Consider the following 21,333-nt stretch of genomic DNA (forward strand, 5'->3'; position numbering starts at 1 on the left):
GCGTCTTGTGTGGCCCATAGGCGCTGGGCGCATCTCGCCAGCGCAGCCCATTGCGGTTGACGAAGACGATGCCGCTCAGAACCCGTCGGTCGTCCACCCGCGGCCGGCCGTGGCTCTTGGGAAAGAACGGCCGCAGCCGCTCAATCTGCTCATCCGTCAGCCAAAACAGGCCTGTCCTGACTGACGGACGAACCGATGGGCGGCTGCAAGCAATTGCCGGATGGCACGATGCAGGCAGGGTGACCGGTCAGCGTGATGTCAATTTATCGACGCAAGGATACCTTTCTTCACACCAAAGGCCGCTGGCGGGATGTAGAACACTACGGCATTGGTTCGACAACTGGCGACATTTCGTGTATCCCGGCGCGATGAAGGATCGGCATGAAGCAGTTGTCGAAGAGGTCCTGCATTGCTCAGCCAGTGCCGCGCATTCGCTTGTTGCTGCCAGCTGGTGTCGTTCGGGCCTAAAGCACGGTCTCGACGCAGGAGCCGATCGGGTTCCAGATCTTGTATCTGCAAGTGACCTGATTCAGCGGCGGCAACGCTGTGAGTTGATGCTGGAGGTCGCGCGTCCCTTGGTCGACCAGCTGTTCCAGATCGTCTCTGCCACGGGTTGCGCCGTGATGCTGTCGGACAATGACGGTGTCGTTCTGGAAGCGCGTAGCCTCGCGGGTGACCGCGAGCTTTTCGATCGGATCGGCTTGACGCCCGGCGGAGTGTGGAGCGAAAGCCGGGAAGGCACGAACGGGATCGGCACCTGCCTGATCGAGGGTCGACCGGTCACGATCCATCGAGATGAACACTTCGCCAGCCGGAATACGGGCATAAGCTGCATGGATGCGCCGGTGCGCGATGCGACCGGCCAGCTTGTCGGCGCCTTGGATATCTCGAACTGCCGCTACGACCACAGCGCCGCGATGGGAATGCTCGTTCAGAAGATCGTGCAGGATGCCGCTCGCCGGATCGAGAGCGGCATCTTTCGCGCGCATTTCGCCTCGTACCGGATCATCGATGCCAATCTGCCAGGCGGCGATGCAGCCTTGCTGGCCGTTGATCGGGACGATCTGGTCATCGGCGCGACCTTCGCTGCAAGGCATCGGTTCAAACTGACCAACGCGTGTCTCGGGGGCCGCCGCACGGCTTCGAATATCCTCGGTGGCGAAGAAGCCACCTCGTTCGCTGACTCGGAACGGGCTTTCTTGCGCCGCGCGCTGGCGCGGGCAGACGGCAACGCCACCAAGGCGGCAAAGGAACTCGGCATCGGTCGAGCTACTCTCTATCGTCGAATGGAAAGGGTAGGTTTGCAGCGTCGCTGACATATCTGGTCTCCCCATTGTCTCGATAGCGAGACAATCGACCCATTCCATCAACCGGCAGTCCCTGTGCACCGCCGCCATCTCGCGGAACTATCGTCCTCGCGACCGGAAGGATCCGGCGGTTTCGAGAGGATGACGTGATGGACATGCAGACCAACCCCGCCACTTCGATGACGGTGCCGTTCGCGGAACGCTACGACAACTTCATCGGCGGAAAGTGGACCGCGCCCAAGGACGGGCGCTATTTCGACAACATCTCGTCGATTACCGGCAGATCCATTGGTCAGGTGGCACGCAGTCAGGCGGCCGATGTCGAAGCCGCGCTGGATGCGGCGCATGCGGCGAAGGAGGCCTGGGGCCGCACCAGCGTTAGCGAGCGAGCCTTGATCCTCAATCGGATCGCGGACCGGATGGAGGAAAATCTTCGCGAGCTCGCCATCGCGGAAACCTGGGACAACGGAAAACCGCTACGCGAGACAATGGCCGCGGACATTCCGCTGGCGATCGATCACTTCCGCTATTTCGCAGGCTGCATCCGCGCGCAGGAAGGCGGTATCTCGGAGATCGATCACGATACGGTCGCTTATCATTTCCATGAGCCACTGGGCGTGGTCGGCCAGATTATTCCGTGGAACTTCCCGATCCTGATGGCGGTGTGGAAACTCGCACCGGCACTGGCGGCAGGCAATTGCGTGGTATTGAAACCGGCCGAACAGACGCCGGCGTCGATCATGGTCCTGATGGAAATCATCGGCGACCTGCTGCCCGCCGGGGTGGTCAACGTGGTCAACGGCTTCGGCTTGGAAGCCGGCAAGCCGCTCGCCAGCAGCAACCGCATCGCGAAGATTGCCTTCACGGGCGAGACGACGACGGGTCGGCTCATCATGCAATATGCCAGCGAGAACCTGATCCCGGTGACGCTGGAGCTCGGCGGGAAAAGTCCGAACATCTTTTTCGAGGACGTATGTCGCGAGGACGACGATTATCTCGACAAGGCGATCGAGGGCCTAGTGATGTTCGCGCTCAACCAAGGCGAGGTATGCACCTGTCCAAGCCGGGCACTGGTGCATGAGAACATTTACGACCGCTTCATGGAACGCGCGATCCAGCGCGTTGAGGCGATCAAGGCAGGCAATCCGCTCGATCTGGAGACAATGATCGGCGCGCAGGCATCATCCGAACAGCAGCAGAAGATCCTATCCTACATCGATATCGGCAAACAGGAGGGCGCCGAACTGCTGACCGGCGGCGAGGCAGCCCGGTTCGAAGGCGATCTTGCAGGCGGCTACTATGTAAAACCCACCGTGTTCCGTGGCCATAACCGGATGCGGATTTTTCAGGAGGAAATCTTCGGACCGGTCCTGTCGGTCACCACCTTCAAGGACCAGGATGAGGCGCTGAACATCGCCAACGATACGCTTTATGGCCTGGGCGCGGGCGTGTGGAGCCGGGATGCGAACACCTGCTACCGCTTCGGCCGCGCGATCCGCGCGGGACGTGTGTGGACCAATTGCTACCATGCCTATCCCGCTCACGCGGCGTTCGGCGGCTACAAGCAATCCGGCATCGGGCGCGAAAACCACCGCATGATGCTCGACCACTATCAGCAGACCAAGAACATGCTGGTCAGTTACAGCCCGAAGAAGCTCGGCTTCTTCTGAGGCGAACAGCCCGGGCACGGCGACGCGGAGTTTCGCCCGCCGCCCGGCCTTCGAACGATAAAACTACAGGAGAGATGTCATGAGCAAGACCATGAAAGCCGCCGTCGTGCGCGCCTTTGGCGAGCCACTGCGGATCGAGGAAGTTCCGGTTCCCGAGGTCCAGCCCGGCATGATCCAGGTTGCCATTCAGGCCTCCGGTGTGTGTCACACCGACCTCCACGCCGCAGAAGGCGACTGGCCGGTAAAGCCCGAGCCGCCCTTTATCCCGGGCCACGAAGGCGTGGGCTTTGTCTCCGCTGTGGGCAAGGGCGTGACCCACGTGAAGGAAGGCGACCGGGTCGGCGTGCCTTGGCTCTACACCGCTTGCGGTCACTGCACGCACTGCCTCGGTGGATGGGAGACGCTGTGCGAAAGCCAGTTGAACACCGGCTATTCGGTCAATGGCGGGTTCGCCGACTACGTGCTGGCCGACCCCAATTATGTCGGCCACCTGCCGGACAATGTCGGCTTCAACGAAATCGCGCCGGTGTTGTGCGCGGGCGTGACGGTCTACAAGGGCCTGAAGATGACCGATACCCGGCCCGGCGATGCGGTCGTCATCTCCGGCATCGGCGGTCTCGGCCATATGGCGGTACAATATGCGGTGGCCATGGGGATGAAGGTGGTCGCCGTCGACGTCGACGACGCCAAACTCGACCTCGCCCGCAGGCTCGGTGCGGTGGAGACGGTCAACGCACGGACGGACAATGATCCCGCCACGACGGTAAGGCGATTGACCAGCGGAGGCGCGCGCGGCGCGCTGGTGACCGCGGTGAGCGAAAAGGCCTTTGAACAGGCGGTCGGCATGATCGGGCGCGGCGGCACCGTCGCGCTTAACGGCCTACCGCCGGGTGATTTCCCGCTCAACATCTTCGGCATGGTACTGAACGGTATTACCATACGCGGCTCCATCGTCGGCACCAGGCTGGACCTGCAGGAATCGCTCGAATTCGCTGGCGACGGCAAGGTAAAGGCGACGATCTCGACTGCCGGTCTCGAAGACATCAACTCGGTGTTCGACCGTATGCGGCAGGGCCAGATCGAAGGGCGGGTCGTCCTCGACCTGACCGTATAATGGCGAACGGTGACGAGCAGGACGAGGGAAAAATGGGGCGGGCCGCTTTGGTTCGCCGTGTGATTGCCACCGAGGCGGGAGCGGCGCTGCTGGCCGAAATCGTCGACCGTCACGGCCCGGTGCTGGTCCACCAGTCGGGCGGTTGCTGCGACGGTTCCAGCCCGATGGTTTATCCCCGCAGCGAGTTTTGCCTTGGCGGATCGGACGTGCTGCTCGGCACCATAGGCACCACGCCAGTCTATATCGGGGCGCAGCAATTCGCGGCATGGAAGCACACGCAGCTGATCCTCGACGTGGTGGAGGGACGGGGCGGGATGTTCAGCCTCGACAACGGAACGGGCCGACGCTTTCTCGTGCGAAGCCGTGTCTATGAGAAGGCCGAGATCACCATGTTGGCGGCAACCGACAGGCTTCACGCGATGCAAGCATCGGTGGAGCGCGATCCCGACGCCTTTTGGCTGGCCGAGGCATGCCGCCTGAACTGGAGCGTCTTCCCGACCAAAGCGGACGAGAGCAGCTTCGACAAAGCCGAGTTCGGCATTCGCTGGTTTGCCGACGGCGAACTGAATGTTTCGGTCAACTGCCTCGATCGCCATCTGGATGCCCGTGGCGACAACGCCGCCATCGTTTTCGAAGGGGACGAGCCGGGCGAGGGGCGAACCCTCACTTACCGCGAACTGCATACGGAAGTCTGTCGTTTCGCCAATGTGTTGAAGGGCCGCGGCGTCGCCAAGGGAGATCGGGTAGTCCTGTACATGCCGATGGTACCCGAAGCCGCGATCGCCATGCTTGCCTGCACACGAATCGGCGCGGTACATTCGGTGGTGTTCGGTGGCTTTTCACCCGATAGTCTGTCTGATCGTATTTCCGATTGCGGCGCCAAGCTCGTTATCACCGCCAATGAAGGCAGGCGCGGCGGCAGGTCGGTTCCCCTAAAGGCCAATGTCGACGCGGCCTGTGCAAAGGCGGGCGGGGTCGAAACGGTTATCGTCGTACAGCGGACGACGACCGAGGTCGATCTCAAGGAGGGCCGCGATTGGTGGTGGCACGACTTGAGCAAAGGGGTCGATGCCGATTGTCCGCCCGAGCCAATGAATGCGGAAGATCCGCTGTTCATTCTCTACACCAGCGGATCGACCGGCAAGCCCAAGGGCGTGCTGCACAGCACCGGCGGTTATCTCCTGTGGGTCACGCTCACCACGGATCTTCTATTCGGGTTAGCCGACGACGATCTATTCTGGTGCACGGCCGATGTCGGTTGGATCACGGGCCACAGCTATGTCGTTTACGGGCCGCTCGCGAACGGCGCCAGCACGGTAATGTTTGACGGCGTGCCGACCTATCCTGATGCCGGACGCCTATGGGAAACGTGCCAGCGTCTGGGCGTCACCGTGTTCTACACCGCGCCGACCGCGATCCGCGCGCTGATGCGCGAAGGAGAGGAGCCGGTGAAACAACACGATCTGTCCCGGCTGCGGCTGCTCGGCACCGTAGGCGAGCCGATCAATCCCGAGGCCTGGAACTGGTATCACCGCGTGATCGGCGGCGAGCGTTGCGACATCGTCGACACATGGTGGCAGACCGAAACTGGCGCGGCGCTGATCGCGCCCGTGAACGGCACGGCGGAGGCGAAGCCAGGATCGGCGACCAAGCCGCTGCCGGGTGTATTTCCGGAACTGGTCGATGCCGAAGGCCGCACACTGGCCGGCGCGGTGGAGGGCAATCTCGTCCTCACCCGTAGCTGGCCCGGTCAGATGCGCACGGTTTACGGCAATCACGAACGCTTCTTTCAGACCTATTTCAGCACCTACCCGGGCAGCTATTTCACCGGAGACGGCGCACGTCGCGATGCCGATGGCGATTACTGGATTACCGGCCGGGTGGATGATGTGATCAACGTATCGGGCCACCGCATGAGCACCGCCGAAGTCGAAAGCGCGCTGGTGGCGCATGAGCGTGTGGCGGAAGCGGCGGTGGTGGGCATGCCGCACGATATCAAGGGACAAGGCATTTACGCCTTCGTGACGCTCAACGCGGATCAGGAGGGCGACGAGGCCCTGCGTGCCGCGCTGTGCAAATGGGTGCGCAGCGAGATCGGTCCGATCGCCACGCCCGATGCGATCCAGTTTGCGCCCAGCCTACCCAAGACGCGCAGCGGCAAGATCATGCGCCGCATTCTGCGCAAGATTGCCGAAGGGAAACCGGGCGAAGTCGGAGACATGTCAACCTTGGCCGACCCTGCGGTGGTCGACGAACTCGTGGCCAACCGCATCAGCGCCTAGGGTCCGTGACGGGGACAGGAAAGCTTTCCGAAGTTAGGATCGTCTCCGGCACCGTCTCGTTTGGGAAGGCGCAGCGAGAAAGCTGGGCAGGATCGTTCTCTTGATGCGCCTAGGGGAGCTACTTTCTCGAAATCTGTTCCCGATTGAGTTTTCTCAAAACAGCCCGTCGTACATGGGAAAGCGGGAATATTTCTGCACGGCAAATGGCCGGTTTCGAAACGCCGAGACGATTTACTGAACGGCAGGATTTGGGCGGTTCCTGCCGTCGCCGTCAAACGCTGGTATGCCGGTCAGCGTCAGAGTGTCCGGCAGCGCACGGTTTTGACGGCTTGCCGGACAAGATCGGCGCGCAACGGGTTTACGGACACGTTCTGTTCGCTCCTAGCGTACGCAAAACTCACTTTCGTGTCGTGACCCCTTCCTGCTGGCGTGGTGGAATGGTGACGACAACGGCCACTTCCCCATCCTCCACCTCAGCAACTGCGACGCGATCATTTCCGAGGACATGCTAATTGTCATGGCCTGGCTCGCGCAGGAGCCTGCGATCTATCCCGATGCGTGGGGCTATCGTGACGCAATGGTCGACCTTGTCGGCCGATGGAGGCTGCGATGAGCGCACGGCCGTTACAACCATTATGGGCCTGCTTTCGTTTGCCCCGAACGCAATCATGGCGGCAGACCGTAGTGGGAGACTGGCATGAGCGATAATATACGGCTCGCGCTAATGCGGCAGGCGCTCGCGCTTTATGACGCGACCGACGACGGAGCGACCGTTGCCGCCTGTCATCTGCAGGCCGCGGTCGATGCGGAGCAGGGTCTGCGGCCTATGCAACCGGGCGAGGACATCGATCCTGAAATACCGGAGCAATTACGTAACTGGTTATCGTGAAGGGGAGGGGGAGCGAATTTCTGAGCGCGTGAGGCGCTCGGGAGATCGCTCATGCCCTACGATGTCGCCTTCCGCCACCAGCAGGCGCTCGACCCGAGCGCGCTGGTCACGATTGGAGCAAGCCTTCACGCCATCACCCGCGCGATCGACGACTGCCGCAACGCCGGCATCGCCTTCGAGACCGATCCCGCGGTCATCCTGCTCGCCCGCCATCTCGCAAGCGTCACCGCGCGGCAGTCCGAAGACGCGCTCCTCAAGCGGCGCTGCATGGACCGTATCGCCGAGCTGCGACAGCACCCGGCGCTGCTGACGCTCGCGGTGCGCGGCGTCGCGCACGATGCGGCCGCCAAGGATCGCTTCCACAGCGACGGACGCAAGGCGCTGCGCCGGCTCGCCGAAACGCTGGGGCTCGACCCCGCGCACTACGACCTTCGCTCGAACCGCAGCCACGCCTCCCGGTCCGGCGAGATCACCCTCCACGGCGAGGAGCTGTGGATGCAGCTATCGCTCCACGGCACCATGGCCGACCGCGAGGTCATCTACCGCCGCGTCAGCGGTCGTCACGATCACCTCGGGGAGCGCGACTGCTACGCCTCGATCCGCGACCTGCTCGCGCCCGAGCGGTTCGCCGTGCGGCTGCGCAAGGAATTGCGGCTCACACCGCCGGTCGCCGAGCCGGTCAGCCTGTTCGGCTGATCGATCACCCGTCCACACACGCGAAAGGACCGCCATCATGGGCTGGCTAAGCATGCCGCTGTCGTCGATGTTCCCGCACACAGGCCCCAAAGCCTATCTCGACGCGCAATTCACCTACGACAACCGCGATGCCGACGGGAAGGGCAAGGCGCTGCGCGTCATCGCCTCTTCCTGCCTGCGCAACAAGGTCTGGTACGCGGCCGTGGTGCCGTCGACCGACGGCACCGACGAACCCGCCTTCGCGGCCGTCTGCCTGGTCAGCTGGAATCCGCGGGCCAAGGACGGATTCGTGTTCGCCTACAAGGATATGACCGAACACGCCGGGCCTTGCGAGGCCGAATGCCCCGAGCGCATCCTCTCGCTGCTCGGCGATACCGACGATCCCGGTGCGCTCGACTGGCGCCGACGCTGCCTCGAGCGGCTCGCGACCCCGGTACGCCCGCTCGAACACGGCATGCACATCCGCTTGCCGAGCAAGGTCACCTTCGTTGACGGCTATGAGGGAGACGAGTTCATCGTCCACAAGCGCGGCCGCAAGATCTCGCTCGCGATCCCCGGCAACAGCTACCCGAAATATCGGATCGGTAACCTTCGCAAATGGGCGTGGACACTCGTGCCGCCCAAGCCCGAAACTCGCGTCCACAAGACGGTGTTCGGTTGATCGCCGACATCCCCCACGTCAGGATCATCGCCATGTCCGCCCCGTATCCGCCCGTCACACCCAGCCCGAAGCGGTCGCAGCTCTGCAGCCGAGCCCATGCCCAGCGCGTCGCCATGCGGATGTTCGATGCCGGCGCACGCCAGGTCTCGATCGTGCGCACCGGCGATCCGCTGCAACCCTTCCGCGTCCTCCCGGTCATCGTCGACGGGCCGAACGTCGAAGTCGAATTGCGCTACGCATGAGGGGCGCCCTGCTCCTCGGCATCGCCGCGCTCGCCGCCTGCGGGGCAGGGGAACCCCAAGGCCGCGACGGGGCGACGATCACCGGCGAGGGGCGGGCGATCGACGGCGACACGGTCTCGGTCGATTTCCGCCTGTCGGGGGCCGACGCCTTCGAGCGCAAGCAGATGTGCTCGAAGGACGGTGCCTGCTATCCGTGCGGCAAGTTCGCGCAGGATTCCGCCTCGCGTATCCTCAAGAGCAGTGTCGCCACGATCCGCATGACCGGCGCGAGCAGCTACGGCCGTCCGATCGCCATCGTCACGGTCGACGGCTACGACCTGGGCGAGCAACTGATCCTGCAGGGTCTGGCGGTGCCGGCGACGCAATATCTGCGCGGCGATCCGCAGCGCGCCGCGCGCTATGTCGCTGCGGCCGAACAGGCGCGATCAGCGGGCCGCGGCGCCTATGCGGGAGAATTCATCGATCCGGCGCGCTGGCGGCGCGGGGAACGGCTCGCGTGCGAGGCGCGTTACTGATATCCCCCCCTGGAAGAGGCGGTCCGGCATGCTCCCTTGCCGAACCGCCTTTTCTTTTTGTCGTCAGCCCTTGAGCTTCGGACCGGGGCCACGATCGTCGGAATCGTAATCGGGTCCCGGGTCATGCGACCAGGACGCGCCGATCGCGAACGCGGGGTCGAAGCGGCCCAACGGACCATCCGGCTCGGCCGCGACATACGGATTGACCAGCGGCTTCACCGGCAGCTTGTTGCGATAGATGTGCCCGGCGATGCGACCGCGCGCCTCCAGCAGCTTCTCCAGCCAGACGAGATCGTCGAGCATGGTCACGACGCCCTTGCCGGCGACGCAATAATAGAGGCACCGCTGGAAATCGTCGCACGCGGTGCTGAGGATCGTGGTCAGCTTGACCTTGCCCTCGTTCTCGCCCTCGTGGATCCATTCGAGCGATTCCCGCAACTCGCGCGCCGAGAGATACGCATCCTCCGGATTGCTGCCGATGCACGCCCCCGCGAGCATGCGCCGGGTAACGCGAATATCCAGATCGACCGACAATTCGGTGAGCACCGCATCGAGGTCGAACTCTCCGATAAATTCCGAACGCTTCATGGCCAGCTCCTTTGTTCATTGAACGTAACGTGAACAAAGGCGACAAGGCAAGCATTATGGAGTAGCTTCACCACCATGTGGCTCGTCCCACGCGATACCCGGGGTCTTACCCTGCGCTCGCCCGTACCCGACGTGGTGCGCGAGGCGCTGGTGCGCTGGTACACAGGCGAAGGCGAGGACAGCGATCACCGCGCCTCGGTCATCATGGTGGTCAAGGCACGCGATCATCACCAGTGGATAGCCTGCGACTGCCTGGGGGAGGGGACGGACCCGCCGCTACTCTCGCCGGCCTATCTCTCCGAAGCCGAAACCTATTACCTGCGCCGGCTCACCAGCATCCGCCAGCGTCGCCCCGAACATGACGTCGACTGCCCGTTCTTCCGGGAGCAGGCGCCGCCCCGCATCCGCGAGAAGGCGACCACCACCCCGCGCACGATCAACGAGCCCGACGGGCTGTTCTCGGCGCACCGGCTCGCCCCCGAGAAGCTGGCGCAGCTCCCTGATGACAGCGAACCCGACGATCGCACCCGCGGCGTCGCGATCCCGCGCCTCGCGCGCCTGCTGTGGCAGTTGATGGAAATGGCGCAGGTCAACGTCGTCGAACCACTCGAGGTCGGCGAGCCGCGCACGACATCGATGGCGAGCGAGTTCGCGGCGATGCGCGCCGCGGCCGAGCGGGTCCAGATCGCACCGGGCATCCCGCTCGCGCGCCATCTCTACACCCATATCGACCCCTATGAACGCGGCGTCGTGTTCGCGAAACTGCGCGAGGCGGCGAAGAAATGGCCGAGCGAGCACGCCCCGCAGGCCTTCCTCCTCCTGTATGCGATCGACGTCTCCGGCTCGACCATCACGCTTGCCGAAGGGCGCGAGCTGATCGTCAAGAACCGCATCCGCCACATCGGCGTCCACCAGCGCCACATCGGACCGCCGTATCTGGTCCTGGCCGTCGTCGGCGAGCACAACCCGCGCGAGGGCTATGCGTGCCTGCGCGCCTATGCGCAGCCGATCGCGCGCCCCGCCAATTTCGTCGCGATCCACAATCTCGCCGAACGCAAGACGATCGTCGGCCTGCTCGATCTCCAGTACCGGCTTCGCCGGCGCGGCATCGGCGTCGGGTTCAAGCGGCTCCTGTTCGATATCGCGACGTCGATCGGCGAGATGCGTCCAGACCTCCTTCTCGACCTGCGTGATTTCACCACCGGCGAGGTGATCGAGGCGGCGCTCGAGGTCGTCACCGGCGACGACGCCGATGCGCTCGGGCTGAAGCTGCGCCAGGTCGAGAAACTTCGCGAGATCGCCCCCGTCGTGACGATCCATGCCGAGGATCTCGAAGGCGACAGTCTCGAAACCGCCGTGCTTGACCAGCTGCACATCGGATGACGTCGTTGGCAGGAATTTAATCCAGGGCCACCATTCTCGCATCATGGCATCGACCACCCAAGCCAGAAACCAGCGGCGGATCCTGCGCTGGGCGCAGTCGTCGCTGTGCGCCGGATGCGGGATGCCCCTGCCGAGCCCGCGGCGCCTCGCCCGCCATCATCCCGATTACCCGACGTTCGACCATGTCACGCTGCGCAGCGCGGGTGGACGGCGATCGCTGTCGAACGGCCTGCTGAAGCATCTGCGCTGCAATCAGGCGCGCGGCGCGAGGCCGTCCACGGGGTGCGATGCGATCTGGATGACCGTGGTCGCGGCACGGCTAGCCGAGCGCCCGCGCAGCCTCAAGTCGATCTTCAAAGGTGGCGCTCGAAATCCCGGATTCCCGGCGCGCAAGGAAAAGGCCGCCCCGGTTGCCCGAAGCGGCCCGATCGTGTCATCGAAGGTCGGGGGGGTCAGATATCGTCGCCGAGCGCGCCCTTGACCGATCCCTTGACGTCCTGACCGGCGCCCTTGACCTTCTGCGCCTTGCCCTCGGCTTCGAGACTGGCGTTATCGGTCGCCTTGCCGATGCTTTCCTTGACGTTGCCGGCCAGCTTGTTGCCTGCCGCCTTCAGCTTGTCGGTTGCTTCACCCATGATCGATCTCCTGTCGTGAAATATCAGGACTGAGAACACTTTGCGCGTGAGCGCGATCCGTGCGGCCAGTCACGGCTGCACCATGAACGACCCTGCCTGCCGCCATCATCCCGGTCTGCCGAGGGGGAGGAGAGAGAGAGGGAATCTGTCGAATCCATTGAGGGAGACGACAGATGACCCGGTTCCAGCCCAGCCCACGCCCTGAGACGACACCCTGGGACGCACCCGACCGCGCTGACCAGGTCCTGCCCGGCATCTGGCGCGTATCGACACCCAGTCATGGCGGATATGTCCTGTCGGACGAACGCCAGGCCGCGATGCCCGAGGCGCTGCGCCGCGACGATCCTTACTATGAGGAAGACGTCGATTACGCGCTGGTGCTCTACGCCTTCGGCAGCGAGTTTCGCCGCCTGCCCATTCCGGGCATCGCCCTGCAGGTCGAGAACGCGCGCCGTTCGGTGCGCTGCTGGCATCCCGACCGCTGGACCGCGCTGACCGGCGAGGAAGTGTCGATCCACGACAGCCACGTCGTCCGCCGCCGCGCCGCCTATCAGGTGATCATCGGCCAGTACGAGAGCGTCTCGGCGTCGGGTTCCTGGGCGGACTGGGTGCCCGAGGGCAAGGTCGGCTGCGTCTTCCGCCGTGTCGTCAGCGTCGATGCGCTCGGCTTCGCGCGCCACGAGGGCGCGCCGATCCACGGTCTCGTCGACAAGGACCGTTACGAACGCCGCCAGATGCCCGAGACGTTCGAGAGCCTCGACGCGGTCCGCGTCGAAAGCACCGCCCCGATCTCCAAACAGGTCGACGCGAGCGCGCTCGCGCACCTCCTCCCCAGCGCCTGAAAGGACCGCCACGATGAGCGTCTATCTCTATCTGTTCCACGGCCGCGCCACGCCCGACGAGGACGTCGAAGACTGGGGCTGCGAAGGCCCCGCGATCGGACCGCTCGACTATGTCCACACCACCTATGGCAGCGAGGTGAAGATCCGCGGCGCGAAGGCGGTCCTGGAAAAGTTCTTCCCGAATTCGGAAATTCATTTCCACGACGGCTACGGCGAACACGCCATTCAGCTCGCCGGCGACTGCTTGCCCTACGACGGCAAATTCTACGGTGACTGGTCGATCTGCACCGGGGATCGCTTGTGCTCGCCTGCCGCCTCCCGGGTCAAGCCGGTGTGCGACGACTGCGGCAGCGACAACGTCACCAAGGACGCCGTCGCGGCCTGGGATGAGCCCGAACAGGCCTGGGTGCTGCTCAGCACCTACGATTCCACCACCTGCCAGGACTGCGAGCGCGAAAGCGACGACATGCTCGAATGGCGGACGCTCGATGGTGCGCCCGCTCCCGATCCCGACGCTCCCGCCATCCCAGCCAACGATCCGGCGCCCCCTGATGCCGACGCCGCCTGACCCGGAGGACCACGCCATGACCTGTGTCACCCCGATTCGCGCGCCCGAGGCCGCGGACAATCGCGTACCGCTCGGCCATCATTCGACCGGCACGCTCAGCCTCGACCTCGATCGCCTGCTTGCCGGACGCCTGCTCATCCAGGGCAGCTCCGGGGCGGGCAAGAGCAGGACCTTGCGCCGGATCATCGAGGAGGCGTTCGACTATACGACGCTTGCGATCGTCGACCCCGAGGGGGAATTCGAGAACCTCGCCCGCCATATCGGCGCGACCACGATCCGCGCGGTCGAACTCACCGCCGACGGGCTGACGGCCGCGGCGACGCGCAGCCGGCGACATCGGCTGTCGATGCACATCGACCTCACCGACCTCGATCCCGACCAGCGGATCATCAAGGCAGCCGCGTTCTTTGCCGGCCTGGTCGGCGCACCGCGCGAGGACTGGGCGCATACCATGCTGGTGTGCATCGACGAGGGCCATCTGCTCGCACCGCATGTCGCCGGTTCCGCGCTCGATGCCGATGCCCGCCGGCTCGGCGTCGCCACCCTGACCGACCTGTGCGCGCGCGGCCGCAAGCGCGGTCTCGCCCCCGTCATCGCCACCCAGCGCCTCGCGAAGCTCTCCACCTCGGTCGTGTCCGAGCTGCAGAACGTGCTGGTCGGGCTCAACGTCTTCGACCGCGACATCGCGCGCGCGGCCGACCTGCTCGGCTTTCCCGCGCGTGACGCCGACCTGCTGCGCAACCTCGCCCCCGGCGATTTCTTCGCGATGGGTCCGGCGCTGTCGGCAACCCCGGTGCTGGCGCATATCGATCCCACCATCACCGAACATCTCGGCAAGACCCCGGAACTGCGTGCCGCCGCGTCCGTCGATGCCGACGAGGCGGCGAAGCTGCTCGATCTCGCGGGCCTGGCCGAGGTCGCGGACCACGGCCCCGCCATCGCCCTCAAGGGCACGCGCGCGCTCGACGCGTTCCTGCTCGATCCCGCTGCGACCGACGCGGCCGCGATCATGGACGCGCTGAAGCGCATCTCCCCCAACGCCAGCACCGCGCGCGACCTCGCACGGCACCTGTCGCTCGACGCCGAGCGCACCGACCGCGCGCTCAACCTCCTGTCGGCGATCGCCGCGGTCGACACCATGCCCAAGGGCGACGACCGCATCGCCCGCCTGCATGCACGGCTGCGCGCGCGGCTGAGCGACGTCGCCGTGGTGTCGCTGTGACCGACCTCGCGCCCGATATCGTCGAGCTGGTCGCGTGTCCGAAGCTGCCCGAGCCGTGCGGGCGCCTGCGCGAGATGCCGTTCCGGCACGATGCCTGGACCCCCGACGAGATCGCCACGGTCGAACGCATGTTCTGCGACGACGCTGCGATCGACGACATCGTCGCCGCGCTCGGTCGCGGCCGCGCCGGCGTGCGCGACAAGATCGCCAAACTGGGCCTGCGCCGCAATTCGTCGCGTCCGTGGTCGACCGACGAAGACGCATGGCTCACCCGCGAATATGGCCTTCGCCCCACGGCCGATCTCGCTGGAGATCTCGGCCGCGCCTGCACCAGCGTCTATGCCCGCGCGGGCGTGCTCGGGCTGACCGAAGGAAATCCTCCAAAATGGAGCGACTGGGAGGATGCCCAGCTGCGCGCCGGCTACGCGCAGGCGATCCCGATCGCACAGATCGCCACGCTGATCGGACGCCCGCTGTCCGGCACCGCGACCCGTGCCAACGCGCTCGGTTTGCGCCATCCCAACAAGCCCGCTGACTGGACCGAGGCCGAGGCGACGCGGGCGCTGACGCTGGCCGGGGAGGGGCTTCGTTATATCGCGATCATCGACATTCTCGCCACAGAGGGCTTTCCGCGCAGGACCAAGGCTGGCTTCGGGCCGCACCTGCGCAAGCTCGGCTATGGCCGGGGATGGGGCCGCAACTGGACCCCTGACGAAGACACACTGCTCATCCGCGCCTATGCCGACGGGGCAAGCCTGACCCCGCTCACGACCAGGCTCGGCCGCACGAAATGCTCTATCCGCTGGCGCGCCGACTATCTCGGGTTGCGCGGCACACATGCCAACCGCGACGGGTTCCGGGGCGGGCCGGTGTGGAGCGACAATGATCTGGAAAGGCTGCGCGACCTTTACGGCACGATGCCGATGGACGCCCTGGCGACGAAGATGGGTCGCACCAAGGCTTCGCTGTTCACGCGCGCGAACATCCTCGGCCTTGTCCACGGCTATCACCGGAAATGGACCGAAGAGGAGATCCGGGCGCTGCGCATCGCGCACGACTTCGGCGTCGCGCTGCCTGATGTTGCGGCAGCGATCGGCCGCAAATATCCAGCGGTCCACAAATATGCCGAAAAGCACGAGCTTCGCTTCTCGCGTCGCCCGCGCCGCGCAGCCCCCTGGACGCTCGCCGAAATTATCGCGCTCGATCCTTCGGGAACGGGCGTCACCGACCATGTTGCCATCCCCGGCACAATCGATGAGGAAAAGCCATGACGCCGCTTCGCCTCGCCCGCGATATCGCAACCGGCGCGCCGATCGACCGCGACACCCGGCGTGCCCGCCTCCTCGCGGCGCGGCGCTATGCGATCAACTCGGTCCCGCGTCGCGGTATCCTCAGCGGTCACTGGGACGCGGGCACCGTGGTCGGCGCGTTCCGCGACGGCAAGGCAGGCTGACCAGGGCTCGGCCCGATGCGCCGATGAAGGAGAGAGGGAGCGGGGAGGGAAGGCGTGACGGACGCCTGAGCCCTTTTCCAGGAGCGCACTCCCATGATTCCCGCCACCATCGCGACCGCGGTCGCCCCCGAGACGATCGCCAAGGTCACGCGCCTGTTCAACAATACCGCGTTCGACGTCATCTGCGAACTCCTCCAGAACGCGCGCCGCGCCGGTGCGACCGGCGTCGCGCTCGCGCTGAACGGCGCCGGCGCCGAGCACTTCCTGCACATCACCGATGACGGCCACGGCATCGCCGATCCGGTGAGCATCGTCACGCTCGGCCGCTCGGGCTGGTCCGACGAGACGCGCCGCGCCGAAGATCCCGCCGGCATGGGCGTGTTCAGCCTCGCAGGCCGCGACGTCATCATCCGCTCCTTCTCGAAACCCGACCGCCAGGGCTGGATGGCGCATATCCCGGCCTCGGCGTGGGAGACGAGCCGCCCGATCGCGATCGAACCCGATCCGATCATGCGCGGCACCGCGATCACCGTGCGCGTGCCCGACGAGTGGCTGAAGACGCTCGAGCGCGACGTGGCCCGCGCCGCCAAACATTATCCGGTTCCCGTGACCTGGAACGGCGCGGTCCTTCCGCAGGAGGACTGGCTGAAGGACGCGGTCCATGTCGAGGAATGGTACGGCGTGCGCATCGGCGTGTTCCAGAAACACCCCTCGCATTATTCCTCGCGCGACGGACGCCTCAACTTCCACGGGCTGACCATCCCGTGCGACCTGCCGTATGTTCAGGAAGTCGACCGGGGCGGCCACTGGATCGCGCGGGTCGACATCTTCGACGCGCCGCAAATCCAGCTCGTCCTCCCGGCGCGCAAGGAAGTGGTCGAGAACACCGGCATCGCCGCCCTGCGCGATGCGGTCCGGCTCGCGATCTACCGCGCGATCGAGGCCGCGGGGACGCACCGGCTGTCGGCGCATGACTGGCGCGAGGCGCGCTCGCTCGGTATCGCACTACCCGAAGCCGAGCCCTATCTGTTCGCATGGACCGCCTATGCGGCCGACAGCTCGCGCAACTACGAGAGCGGCGCACGCGTGACCGACACCGGCATGGTGCTGATGCCCGACTTCGATGCGCTGATCGGCCAACCCGCGCAGGCGGCGATCGCGAAGCATAATCCGTTCGGTGGTCCGCTGGTCGAGGCCCAGGACGCGTTCAAGGGCTATGGCTGGTACGATATCCTCGCCCGTGTCGAGGATATGCGGTTCCGCGTCACCCAGGGCGACCGCACCTTCATCGTCTCCGACAGCCGCGAAGCCCCCGCCGAGGCGGAAAACGGTTGGGTCGAGGCTATCACGCTCGAGGCGACGATGAGCCACGCCGGCGCATTCATCGAGGTATCGACCGACGCGGATGTCGCCTTCGCACCCGACCAATGGTCGTGCAACTCGGTCGACGAGACGTCCGTCTTCGTCCGCCGGGGCAGCGAAATCACCGCGCTCGGCGTCGCCGACATCCTCGAAAGCGCGATCTTCTATGCCAGCGACGACAGCGATGCCGACAGCTACGATACGCAGCTCGAGCGCTTCCAGGCCGATGCCGCCGAACGAATCATCGGCCTGCTCGAAGGCGACGATGCCGCGCTTGAGAACCGCATTCGCGACAAGCTGGCGGGGCATTATTTCCTCGTCCCCGAGGACCGGACGGTCACCGTCGTCATCAATCGCGACCGGCTCGACGTGACGATCACGCCCCGCGCGGTTCCCGCCGCGCCCAAGGCCGCGGCGGAGGACGCGTGACATGGCGCGCTACAACCACGCCTACACGCTCGCCTTCAGCCTCGTCTCGAACGACGACAAGGGCCACGACGTCGATGCGCGCCAGCTGAAGGCGGCGCTGCTCGCACGGATCGAGAATCTCGACGAGGAGGGTAGCTGGATCGAGTCTGCCGGTGCGCCCTATGACACCTATCTAGAACCGGAGGAGGCGCCATGACCGGCGCGCCAGTTCCGGTCGTGCCGCTGGCGCCGCCGCCACCAGTGGTGCTGGCCTACGGCATCGGCGTCGACAGCACCGCGCTGCTGATCGAGAAGCACGCGCGCGGCGAAGCGCCTGACCTCGTGCTGACCGCCGATACCTCGGTCGAGAAACCGGCGACCTACGAATATCTCGACGTGATCCGGCCCTGGATGCGCGACCGCGGTATCCGTTTCGAGCTGGTCAGCTATGTCCCGAAGCGATTCAAGCACTGGCCGCCCTATTACGGCATCCTCGAGATGTGCCTGACCAATGCCACGCTGCCGAGCAAGTCGCTCGGCGGGTCGAGTTGCAGCCTCAAATACAAGAAGGCGCCGCAGGACAAATTCCTGTCGACCTGGCAACCAGCGGTCGACGCTTGGGCGCGCGGGCAGCGCGTCGTTCGCCTGATCGGCTATGACGCCGGACCGCGCGACACCGCGCGCGCCAACCATGCGCTGTCGATCGACGATCCGCTGTACGACTGCGAGTACCCCTTGCGCGAATGGCGATGGGACCGGCCCGACTGCGTCGCCCGCATCCAGGCCGAGGGTCTGCCGGTGCCACCCAAATCGGCGTGCTGGCTGTGCATCGCCAACCATCCGAGCGAAATCCGCGGCCTCCCGCAATGGTGCCTGCGACTCATCGTGCTGGTCGAGGCACGCGCCGCCCCGCGACTGCACACGGTCGAGGGCCTGTGGCGCAGATCGACCCGCGCGCGCCCGGGATCGATGACCGCCTTCATCCGCGACGAGCACCTCCTGCCGGCTGACGAGATCGACCGGATCATCCGCGATGCGCCGCTCGACCTCATCCGGTTCCAGGATGTCGCGGCCGTCATCCCGCTCGGCGAGCGCCCGACGATGGGCGACTGGCTCGACCGCTTCCATGCGGCCTTTCCCGAACGAGGCCGGGGACGAAGCGACGCGCTCGCCGCCTGAAGTCCCCGCCACCATCGCTATCGACCAAACGGAGGATCATCACATGATTTCGACCGCCACCGAAACGCGCCTCGAAGCCGTGGCCAGGCTCAACGACCGTTGCCGCCAGGGGTTCGACCGCACCGCGAAGATCGTCATGACGCGCGCGTGCCTCGGCGCGCTGTCGAACGGCACGCTCGCCTCGGAAGCCGTCGCCCAGGCGCATGTCCTGCAGGCGCTGCGCCGCTACACTTTCCCCGCCGACTGTCCCGAGCGCGATCGCGGCCAGTTCGAGCTGTCAGGCGAGACGATACACTTCCGTATCGATTATTATGACGTGGCGCTGGAATGGGGATCGGAAGACCCCGCCGACGCCAGCATCACGCGCCGTGTTCTCACGCTCATGCTGCGCGAGGATCTGTGATGCGTATTGTCGGAATGGCCGACAGCTATCAGCTAGCTGGCCGCTAGACGATGACGATCGAGATCATCCTCGGCCTGCCGCATCTCGCAAACGGGCCTATCCTTCAGCGCGCGGTCGCGCTGCAAGCACCGGTGCTGATCTCGGCCAATTGTCTGTCGCGCTGGCGCAAGGCCGATGGCTGGCGCGAGTGGTCGGGATGGCGCACCGGAACGCTCGCCAACGCGCGACCGCTCGCCAGCGTCGACCTCGATTCCGCCGGTTACACCATGATGGTCCGCTATGGCGGGCTTCCCTGGAGCATCGCCGATTACATGGCGCTCGCCGCGTCATGGCCGTTCCGACGCATCTCGTCGGTCGATTACTGCTGCGAAGAGGGCGTTGCCCACGACCGCGAGGAAGTGCTCGACCGCATCGCGCGCACCACCGCCACCAACCGAGAATGCTTTGCCCGCGCCGACGACTTGGCCATCCGCGACCGGCTGATGCCCGTGCTGCAGGGCCGCGTGCCCGACGACTACGTCCGTTCACTCGACGCGATCGGCGGTCTGATCCTGCCCGGCACCGTCGTCGGCATCGGCAGCATGTGCCGGCGACCGATCCACGGTCCCGAAGGGCTGATCGCCGTCGTCGAGCGGCTGACCCGCATCCTGCCGATCGGCGTCAAGGCGCACCTCTTCGGGGTGAAAGGCGATGCCCTGCCGTACCTCACGCCGTTCGCACGCTGGATCGCCTCGATAGACAGCCAGGGATGGGGCGTAGGCGTGCGACAGCACGCGCTCAGGCATCGCATCGCCAAGACCGACGCGCTCGGCGCCGACTTCATGGAACGCTGGTATCGCACGCAATGCGCGCGAACGCTCGAAACACCGCGACACCTGCCCGAGGCCGCGGCGTCTGCTCCACCGCCACCAACCGCCGACCCCTGGGAACGCGCGATCGCGCAGGCTCGCGCCGAGATCCGCGCCCTGATCGAGAGCGGCGATCTCGATCACGATGAGATCACCACCGGATGGATCGAGACCTGGGCGGCCGAGATCTACGCCGACGCGGCCTGACGGAGGTAACCATGCTCACCGACCGCTCCCAGCGCTGGCGCGACCGGCGCAGCTTGTTCGTTGCCGGCGACAGCGTGATCGACCCGCGCCGCTACGCCGTCGATGTCGTCGCCCATGATACTGCCCGCGCATTCCTCGCCGACCATCATTACCTCCCGCGCTATCCCGCCGCCCAGCTCGCCTGCGGGCTGTTCGGTCCGGGCGACCCGGGCAGATCCACGTTGGTCGGTCTCATCGTGTTCGGCGTGCCGGCGACCGGCGCGGTCATCACCCGGCACACCGGCTATGCCGATCCCGCTCGGGGCTGCGTACTGCAACGGCTCATCTGCCTGCCCTCGGTCGCCGCGAACGGCGAAAGCTTCTTCACGTCGCGCGCCTTCCGCCTCCTGCGCCTCGCCAAGCCCCGGATCGACGCTGTCGTCAGCTTCTCCGATCCCGCCTTCGGCCATTGCGGCGTCGTCTATGCCGCGCTGTCGGGCGCCTATCGCGGCCGCACGAGGCCGCGGACGGTGCTGCGCATCGCCGGCGAGACGATCTCGGAGAGAACGCTGTCGAAGATCCGCAACCTCGAATCCGGCCATGCCGGGGCGATCGACCAGCTGGTGCGGCTCGGTGCGCCGAGGCCGGAGGCGCACGAACACCCCGCCGACTGGCTCGCGCGGCTCCGTGCCGACAATCTGCTCCGCCCGCACCGGCAAAGCCCGCTATTCACCTATTGCTTCGAGCTGACGCGCGACGCCCGGCGCACCGCGCGCGATCTGCCCCGGCTTGCCTATCCGCGCCGGAGCGACGCGATCCGCGAAATCCTCGCGGCATGATCCCCGCGCCAGCGGCGCGAGGGAAGGGGAGCGGGAGCGGG

26 protein-coding genes are annotated in these 21,333 nt (G+C 65.7%); 23 read left to right on the top strand and 3 right to left on the bottom strand.

What is annotated here, in order from left to right:
- Positions 1–214, bottom strand: a 214-nt coding sequence (locus AX685_RS16775) for a transposase (RefSeq protein WP_443026266.1), incomplete at its 3' end; no start/stop codon positions are given.
- Positions 215–239: 25 nt separating this feature from the next.
- Here AX685_RS16775 and AX685_RS16780 point away from each other — a divergent pair.
- From AX685_RS16780 to AX685_RS16820, 10 genes are all read left to right on the top strand, one after another.
- Complete coding sequence (locus tag AX685_RS16780) at positions 240–1,316, top strand: helix-turn-helix domain-containing protein (RefSeq protein ID WP_231738994.1); 1,077 nt, start codon at positions 240–242, stop codon at positions 1,314–1,316.
- Positions 1,317–1,456: 140 nt separating this feature from the next.
- A complete protein-coding gene (gene adh / locus AX685_RS16785) occupies positions 1,457–2,977 on the top strand; it encodes an aldehyde dehydrogenase (protein WP_066278437.1) in 1,521 nt (506 codons plus the stop codon).
- 79 nt (positions 2,978–3,056) lie between these two features.
- Entirely contained in the window at positions 3,057–4,091 is a 1,035-nt protein-coding gene (gene adhP / locus AX685_RS16790; protein ID WP_066278433.1) for an alcohol dehydrogenase AdhP, read from the top strand.
- Positions 4,091–6,373 (top strand): acetate--CoA ligase, encoded by a 2,283-nt coding sequence (gene acs / locus AX685_RS16795; RefSeq protein WP_231738997.1) that lies wholly within the window; start codon positions 4,091–4,093, stop codon positions 6,371–6,373. The genes adhP and acs overlap by 1 nt, the downstream gene beginning before the upstream one ends.
- Positions 6,374–6,797: 424 nt before the next feature.
- On the top strand, positions 6,798–6,986 hold the full coding sequence (locus AX685_RS23565; protein WP_443026267.1) for a DUF7673 family protein: 189 nt from the start codon (positions 6,798–6,800) through the stop codon (positions 6,984–6,986).
- Between the two features lie 84 nt (positions 6,987–7,070).
- Positions 7,071–7,262, top strand: coding sequence for a hypothetical protein (locus tag AX685_RS16805; protein ID WP_024310640.1), 192 nt, complete (start codon positions 7,071–7,073; stop codon positions 7,260–7,262).
- A 51-nt stretch (positions 7,263–7,313) separates the two neighbouring features.
- On the top strand, positions 7,314–7,958 hold the full coding sequence (locus AX685_RS16810) for a hypothetical protein (protein WP_010408914.1): 645 nt from the start codon (positions 7,314–7,316) through the stop codon (positions 7,956–7,958).
- Between the two features lie 37 nt (positions 7,959–7,995).
- The gene (locus AX685_RS16815; RefSeq protein WP_010408917.1) at positions 7,996–8,619 is read left to right on the top strand and encodes a DUF6927 domain-containing protein; all 624 of its coding nucleotides are present in this window, start codon (positions 7,996–7,998) and stop codon (positions 8,617–8,619) included.
- Positions 8,616–8,861, top strand: a complete 246-nt coding sequence (locus tag AX685_RS21805; RefSeq protein ID WP_079247040.1) for a hypothetical protein — start codon at positions 8,616–8,618, stop codon at positions 8,859–8,861. The genes AX685_RS16815 and AX685_RS21805 overlap by 4 nt, the downstream gene beginning before the upstream one ends.
- Positions 8,858–9,376 (top strand): thermonuclease family protein, encoded by a 519-nt coding sequence (locus AX685_RS16820; protein WP_037447358.1) that lies wholly within the window; start codon positions 8,858–8,860, stop codon positions 9,374–9,376. Before AX685_RS21805 ends, AX685_RS16820 begins: the two co-directional genes overlap by 4 nt.
- A 63-nt stretch (positions 9,377–9,439) precedes the next feature.
- Here the strand turns inward: AX685_RS16820 and AX685_RS16825 are convergent, their stop codons facing one another.
- Positions 9,440–9,964: a hypothetical protein gene (locus AX685_RS16825; RefSeq protein WP_016510268.1), complete on the bottom strand. Its 525-nt coding sequence runs from the start codon at positions 9,962–9,964 to the stop codon at positions 9,440–9,442.
- A 75-nt stretch (positions 9,965–10,039) separates the two neighbouring features.
- On the opposite strand from AX685_RS16825, the gene AX685_RS16830 reads away from it, so the two are divergent.
- A complete protein-coding gene (locus AX685_RS16830; RefSeq protein ID WP_062126483.1) occupies positions 10,040–11,347 on the top strand; it encodes a hypothetical protein in 1,308 nt (435 codons plus the stop codon).
- 43 nt (positions 11,348–11,390) lie between these two features.
- Positions 11,391–11,828: an HNH endonuclease gene (locus tag AX685_RS16835; protein WP_062126486.1), complete on the top strand. Its 438-nt coding sequence runs from the start codon at positions 11,391–11,393 to the stop codon at positions 11,826–11,828.
- Here AX685_RS16835 and AX685_RS16840 read toward each other — a convergent pair.
- Positions 11,800–11,982, bottom strand: coding sequence for a CsbD family protein (locus tag AX685_RS16840; RefSeq protein ID WP_016510257.1), 183 nt, complete (start codon positions 11,980–11,982; stop codon positions 11,800–11,802). The two genes, AX685_RS16835 and AX685_RS16840, sit on opposite strands and share 29 nt — an antisense overlap.
- Positions 11,983–12,155: 173 nt before the next feature.
- Between AX685_RS16840 and AX685_RS16845 the strand changes: the two genes are divergently transcribed.
- From AX685_RS16845 to AX685_RS16895, 11 genes are all read left to right on the top strand, one after another.
- Positions 12,156–12,824, top strand: coding sequence for a DUF7007 domain-containing protein (locus tag AX685_RS16845; RefSeq protein WP_035386547.1), 669 nt, complete (start codon positions 12,156–12,158; stop codon positions 12,822–12,824).
- Positions 12,825–12,837: 13 nt separating this feature from the next.
- On the top strand, positions 12,838–13,392 hold the full coding sequence (locus tag AX685_RS16850; RefSeq protein WP_062126489.1) for a hypothetical protein: 555 nt from the start codon (positions 12,838–12,840) through the stop codon (positions 13,390–13,392).
- A 16-nt stretch (positions 13,393–13,408) separates the two neighbouring features.
- Positions 13,409–14,614, top strand: coding sequence for a helicase HerA domain-containing protein (locus tag AX685_RS16855; RefSeq protein WP_010408937.1), 1,206 nt, complete (start codon positions 13,409–13,411; stop codon positions 14,612–14,614).
- Positions 14,611–15,885 carry a hypothetical protein gene (locus AX685_RS16860; RefSeq protein WP_024310654.1) on the top strand — a complete coding sequence of 425 codons (1,275 nt, stop codon included), beginning with the start codon at positions 14,611–14,613 and terminating at the stop codon, positions 15,883–15,885. Before AX685_RS16855 ends, AX685_RS16860 begins: the two co-directional genes overlap by 4 nt.
- The gene (locus tag AX685_RS16865) at positions 15,882–16,067 is read left to right on the top strand and encodes a hypothetical protein (protein ID WP_024310655.1); all 186 of its coding nucleotides are present in this window, start codon (positions 15,882–15,884) and stop codon (positions 16,065–16,067) included. The genes AX685_RS16860 and AX685_RS16865 overlap by 4 nt, the downstream gene beginning before the upstream one ends.
- A 93-nt stretch (positions 16,068–16,160) precedes the next feature.
- Entirely contained in the window at positions 16,161–17,858 is a 1,698-nt protein-coding gene (locus AX685_RS16870) for an ATP-binding protein (protein ID WP_062126492.1), read from the top strand.
- 1 nt (position 17,859) lies between these two features.
- Positions 17,860–18,054, top strand: coding sequence for a hypothetical protein (locus AX685_RS16875; protein WP_062126497.1), 195 nt, complete (start codon positions 17,860–17,862; stop codon positions 18,052–18,054).
- On the top strand, positions 18,051–19,016 hold the full coding sequence (locus tag AX685_RS16880) for a hypothetical protein (RefSeq protein WP_062126500.1): 966 nt from the start codon (positions 18,051–18,053) through the stop codon (positions 19,014–19,016). Before AX685_RS16875 ends, AX685_RS16880 begins: the two co-directional genes overlap by 4 nt.
- A 43-nt stretch (positions 19,017–19,059) precedes the next feature.
- Positions 19,060–19,419: a DUF3768 domain-containing protein gene (locus tag AX685_RS16885; protein WP_062126565.1), complete on the top strand. Its 360-nt coding sequence runs from the start codon at positions 19,060–19,062 to the stop codon at positions 19,417–19,419.
- A 50-nt stretch (positions 19,420–19,469) separates the two neighbouring features.
- Complete coding sequence (locus AX685_RS16890; RefSeq protein ID WP_066278431.1) at positions 19,470–20,474, top strand: deazapurine DNA modification protein DpdA family protein; 1,005 nt, start codon at positions 19,470–19,472, stop codon at positions 20,472–20,474.
- A gap of 11 nt (positions 20,475–20,485) precedes the next feature.
- Positions 20,486–21,292: a Mom family adenine methylcarbamoylation protein gene (locus tag AX685_RS16895; protein ID WP_062126506.1), complete on the top strand. Its 807-nt coding sequence runs from the start codon at positions 20,486–20,488 to the stop codon at positions 21,290–21,292.
- Positions 21,293–21,333: the final 41 nt, after the last annotated feature.

Source organism: Sphingomonas sp. CCH9-F2, assembly GCF_001556735.1.
Taxonomy (GTDB): Bacteria; Pseudomonadota; Alphaproteobacteria; order Sphingomonadales; family Sphingomonadaceae; genus Sphingomonas; species Sphingomonas ginsenosidimutans.

Bases quoted from the DNA above. Each gene is read 5' to 3' on its own strand.
- adh (WP_066278437.1), top strand. From the start codon at position 1,457: ATGGACATGCAGACCAACCCCGCCACTTCGATGACGGTGCCGTTCGCG.
- adhP (WP_066278433.1), top strand. From the start codon at position 3,057: ATGAGCAAGACCATGAAAGCCGCCGTCGTGCGCGCCTTTGGCGAGCCA.
- acs (WP_231738997.1), top strand. From the start codon at position 4,091: ATGGCGAACGGTGACGAGCAGGACGAGGGAAAAATGGGGCGGGCCGCT.
- AX685_RS16805 (WP_024310640.1), top strand. From the start codon at position 7,071: ATGAGCGATAATATACGGCTCGCGCTAATGCGGCAGGCGCTCGCGCTT.
- AX685_RS16810 (WP_010408914.1), top strand. From the start codon at position 7,314: ATGCCCTACGATGTCGCCTTCCGCCACCAGCAGGCGCTCGACCCGAGC.
- AX685_RS16815 (WP_010408917.1), top strand. From the start codon at position 7,996: ATGGGCTGGCTAAGCATGCCGCTGTCGTCGATGTTCCCGCACACAGGC.
- AX685_RS16820 (WP_037447358.1), top strand. From the start codon at position 8,858: ATGAGGGGCGCCCTGCTCCTCGGCATCGCCGCGCTCGCCGCCTGCGGG.
- AX685_RS16825 (WP_016510268.1), bottom strand. From the start codon at position 9,964: ATGAAGCGTTCGGAATTTATCGGAGAGTTCGACCTCGATGCGGTGCTC.
- AX685_RS16830 (WP_062126483.1), top strand. From the start codon at position 10,040: ATGTGGCTCGTCCCACGCGATACCCGGGGTCTTACCCTGCGCTCGCCC.
- AX685_RS16835 (WP_062126486.1), top strand. From the start codon at position 11,391: ATGGCATCGACCACCCAAGCCAGAAACCAGCGGCGGATCCTGCGCTGG.
- AX685_RS16840 (WP_016510257.1), bottom strand. From the start codon at position 11,982: ATGGGTGAAGCAACCGACAAGCTGAAGGCGGCAGGCAACAAGCTGGCC.
- AX685_RS16845 (WP_035386547.1), top strand. From the start codon at position 12,156: ATGACCCGGTTCCAGCCCAGCCCACGCCCTGAGACGACACCCTGGGAC.
- AX685_RS16850 (WP_062126489.1), top strand. From the start codon at position 12,838: ATGAGCGTCTATCTCTATCTGTTCCACGGCCGCGCCACGCCCGACGAG.
- AX685_RS16855 (WP_010408937.1), top strand. From the start codon at position 13,409: ATGACCTGTGTCACCCCGATTCGCGCGCCCGAGGCCGCGGACAATCGC.
- AX685_RS16865 (WP_024310655.1), top strand. From the start codon at position 15,882: ATGACGCCGCTTCGCCTCGCCCGCGATATCGCAACCGGCGCGCCGATC.
- AX685_RS16870 (WP_062126492.1), top strand. From the start codon at position 16,161: ATGATTCCCGCCACCATCGCGACCGCGGTCGCCCCCGAGACGATCGCC.
- AX685_RS16875 (WP_062126497.1), top strand. From the start codon at position 17,860: ATGGCGCGCTACAACCACGCCTACACGCTCGCCTTCAGCCTCGTCTCG.
- AX685_RS16880 (WP_062126500.1), top strand. From the start codon at position 18,051: ATGACCGGCGCGCCAGTTCCGGTCGTGCCGCTGGCGCCGCCGCCACCA.
- AX685_RS16885 (WP_062126565.1), top strand. From the start codon at position 19,060: ATGATTTCGACCGCCACCGAAACGCGCCTCGAAGCCGTGGCCAGGCTC.
- AX685_RS16890 (WP_066278431.1), top strand. From the start codon at position 19,470: ATGACGATCGAGATCATCCTCGGCCTGCCGCATCTCGCAAACGGGCCT.
- AX685_RS16895 (WP_062126506.1), top strand. From the start codon at position 20,486: ATGCTCACCGACCGCTCCCAGCGCTGGCGCGACCGGCGCAGCTTGTTC.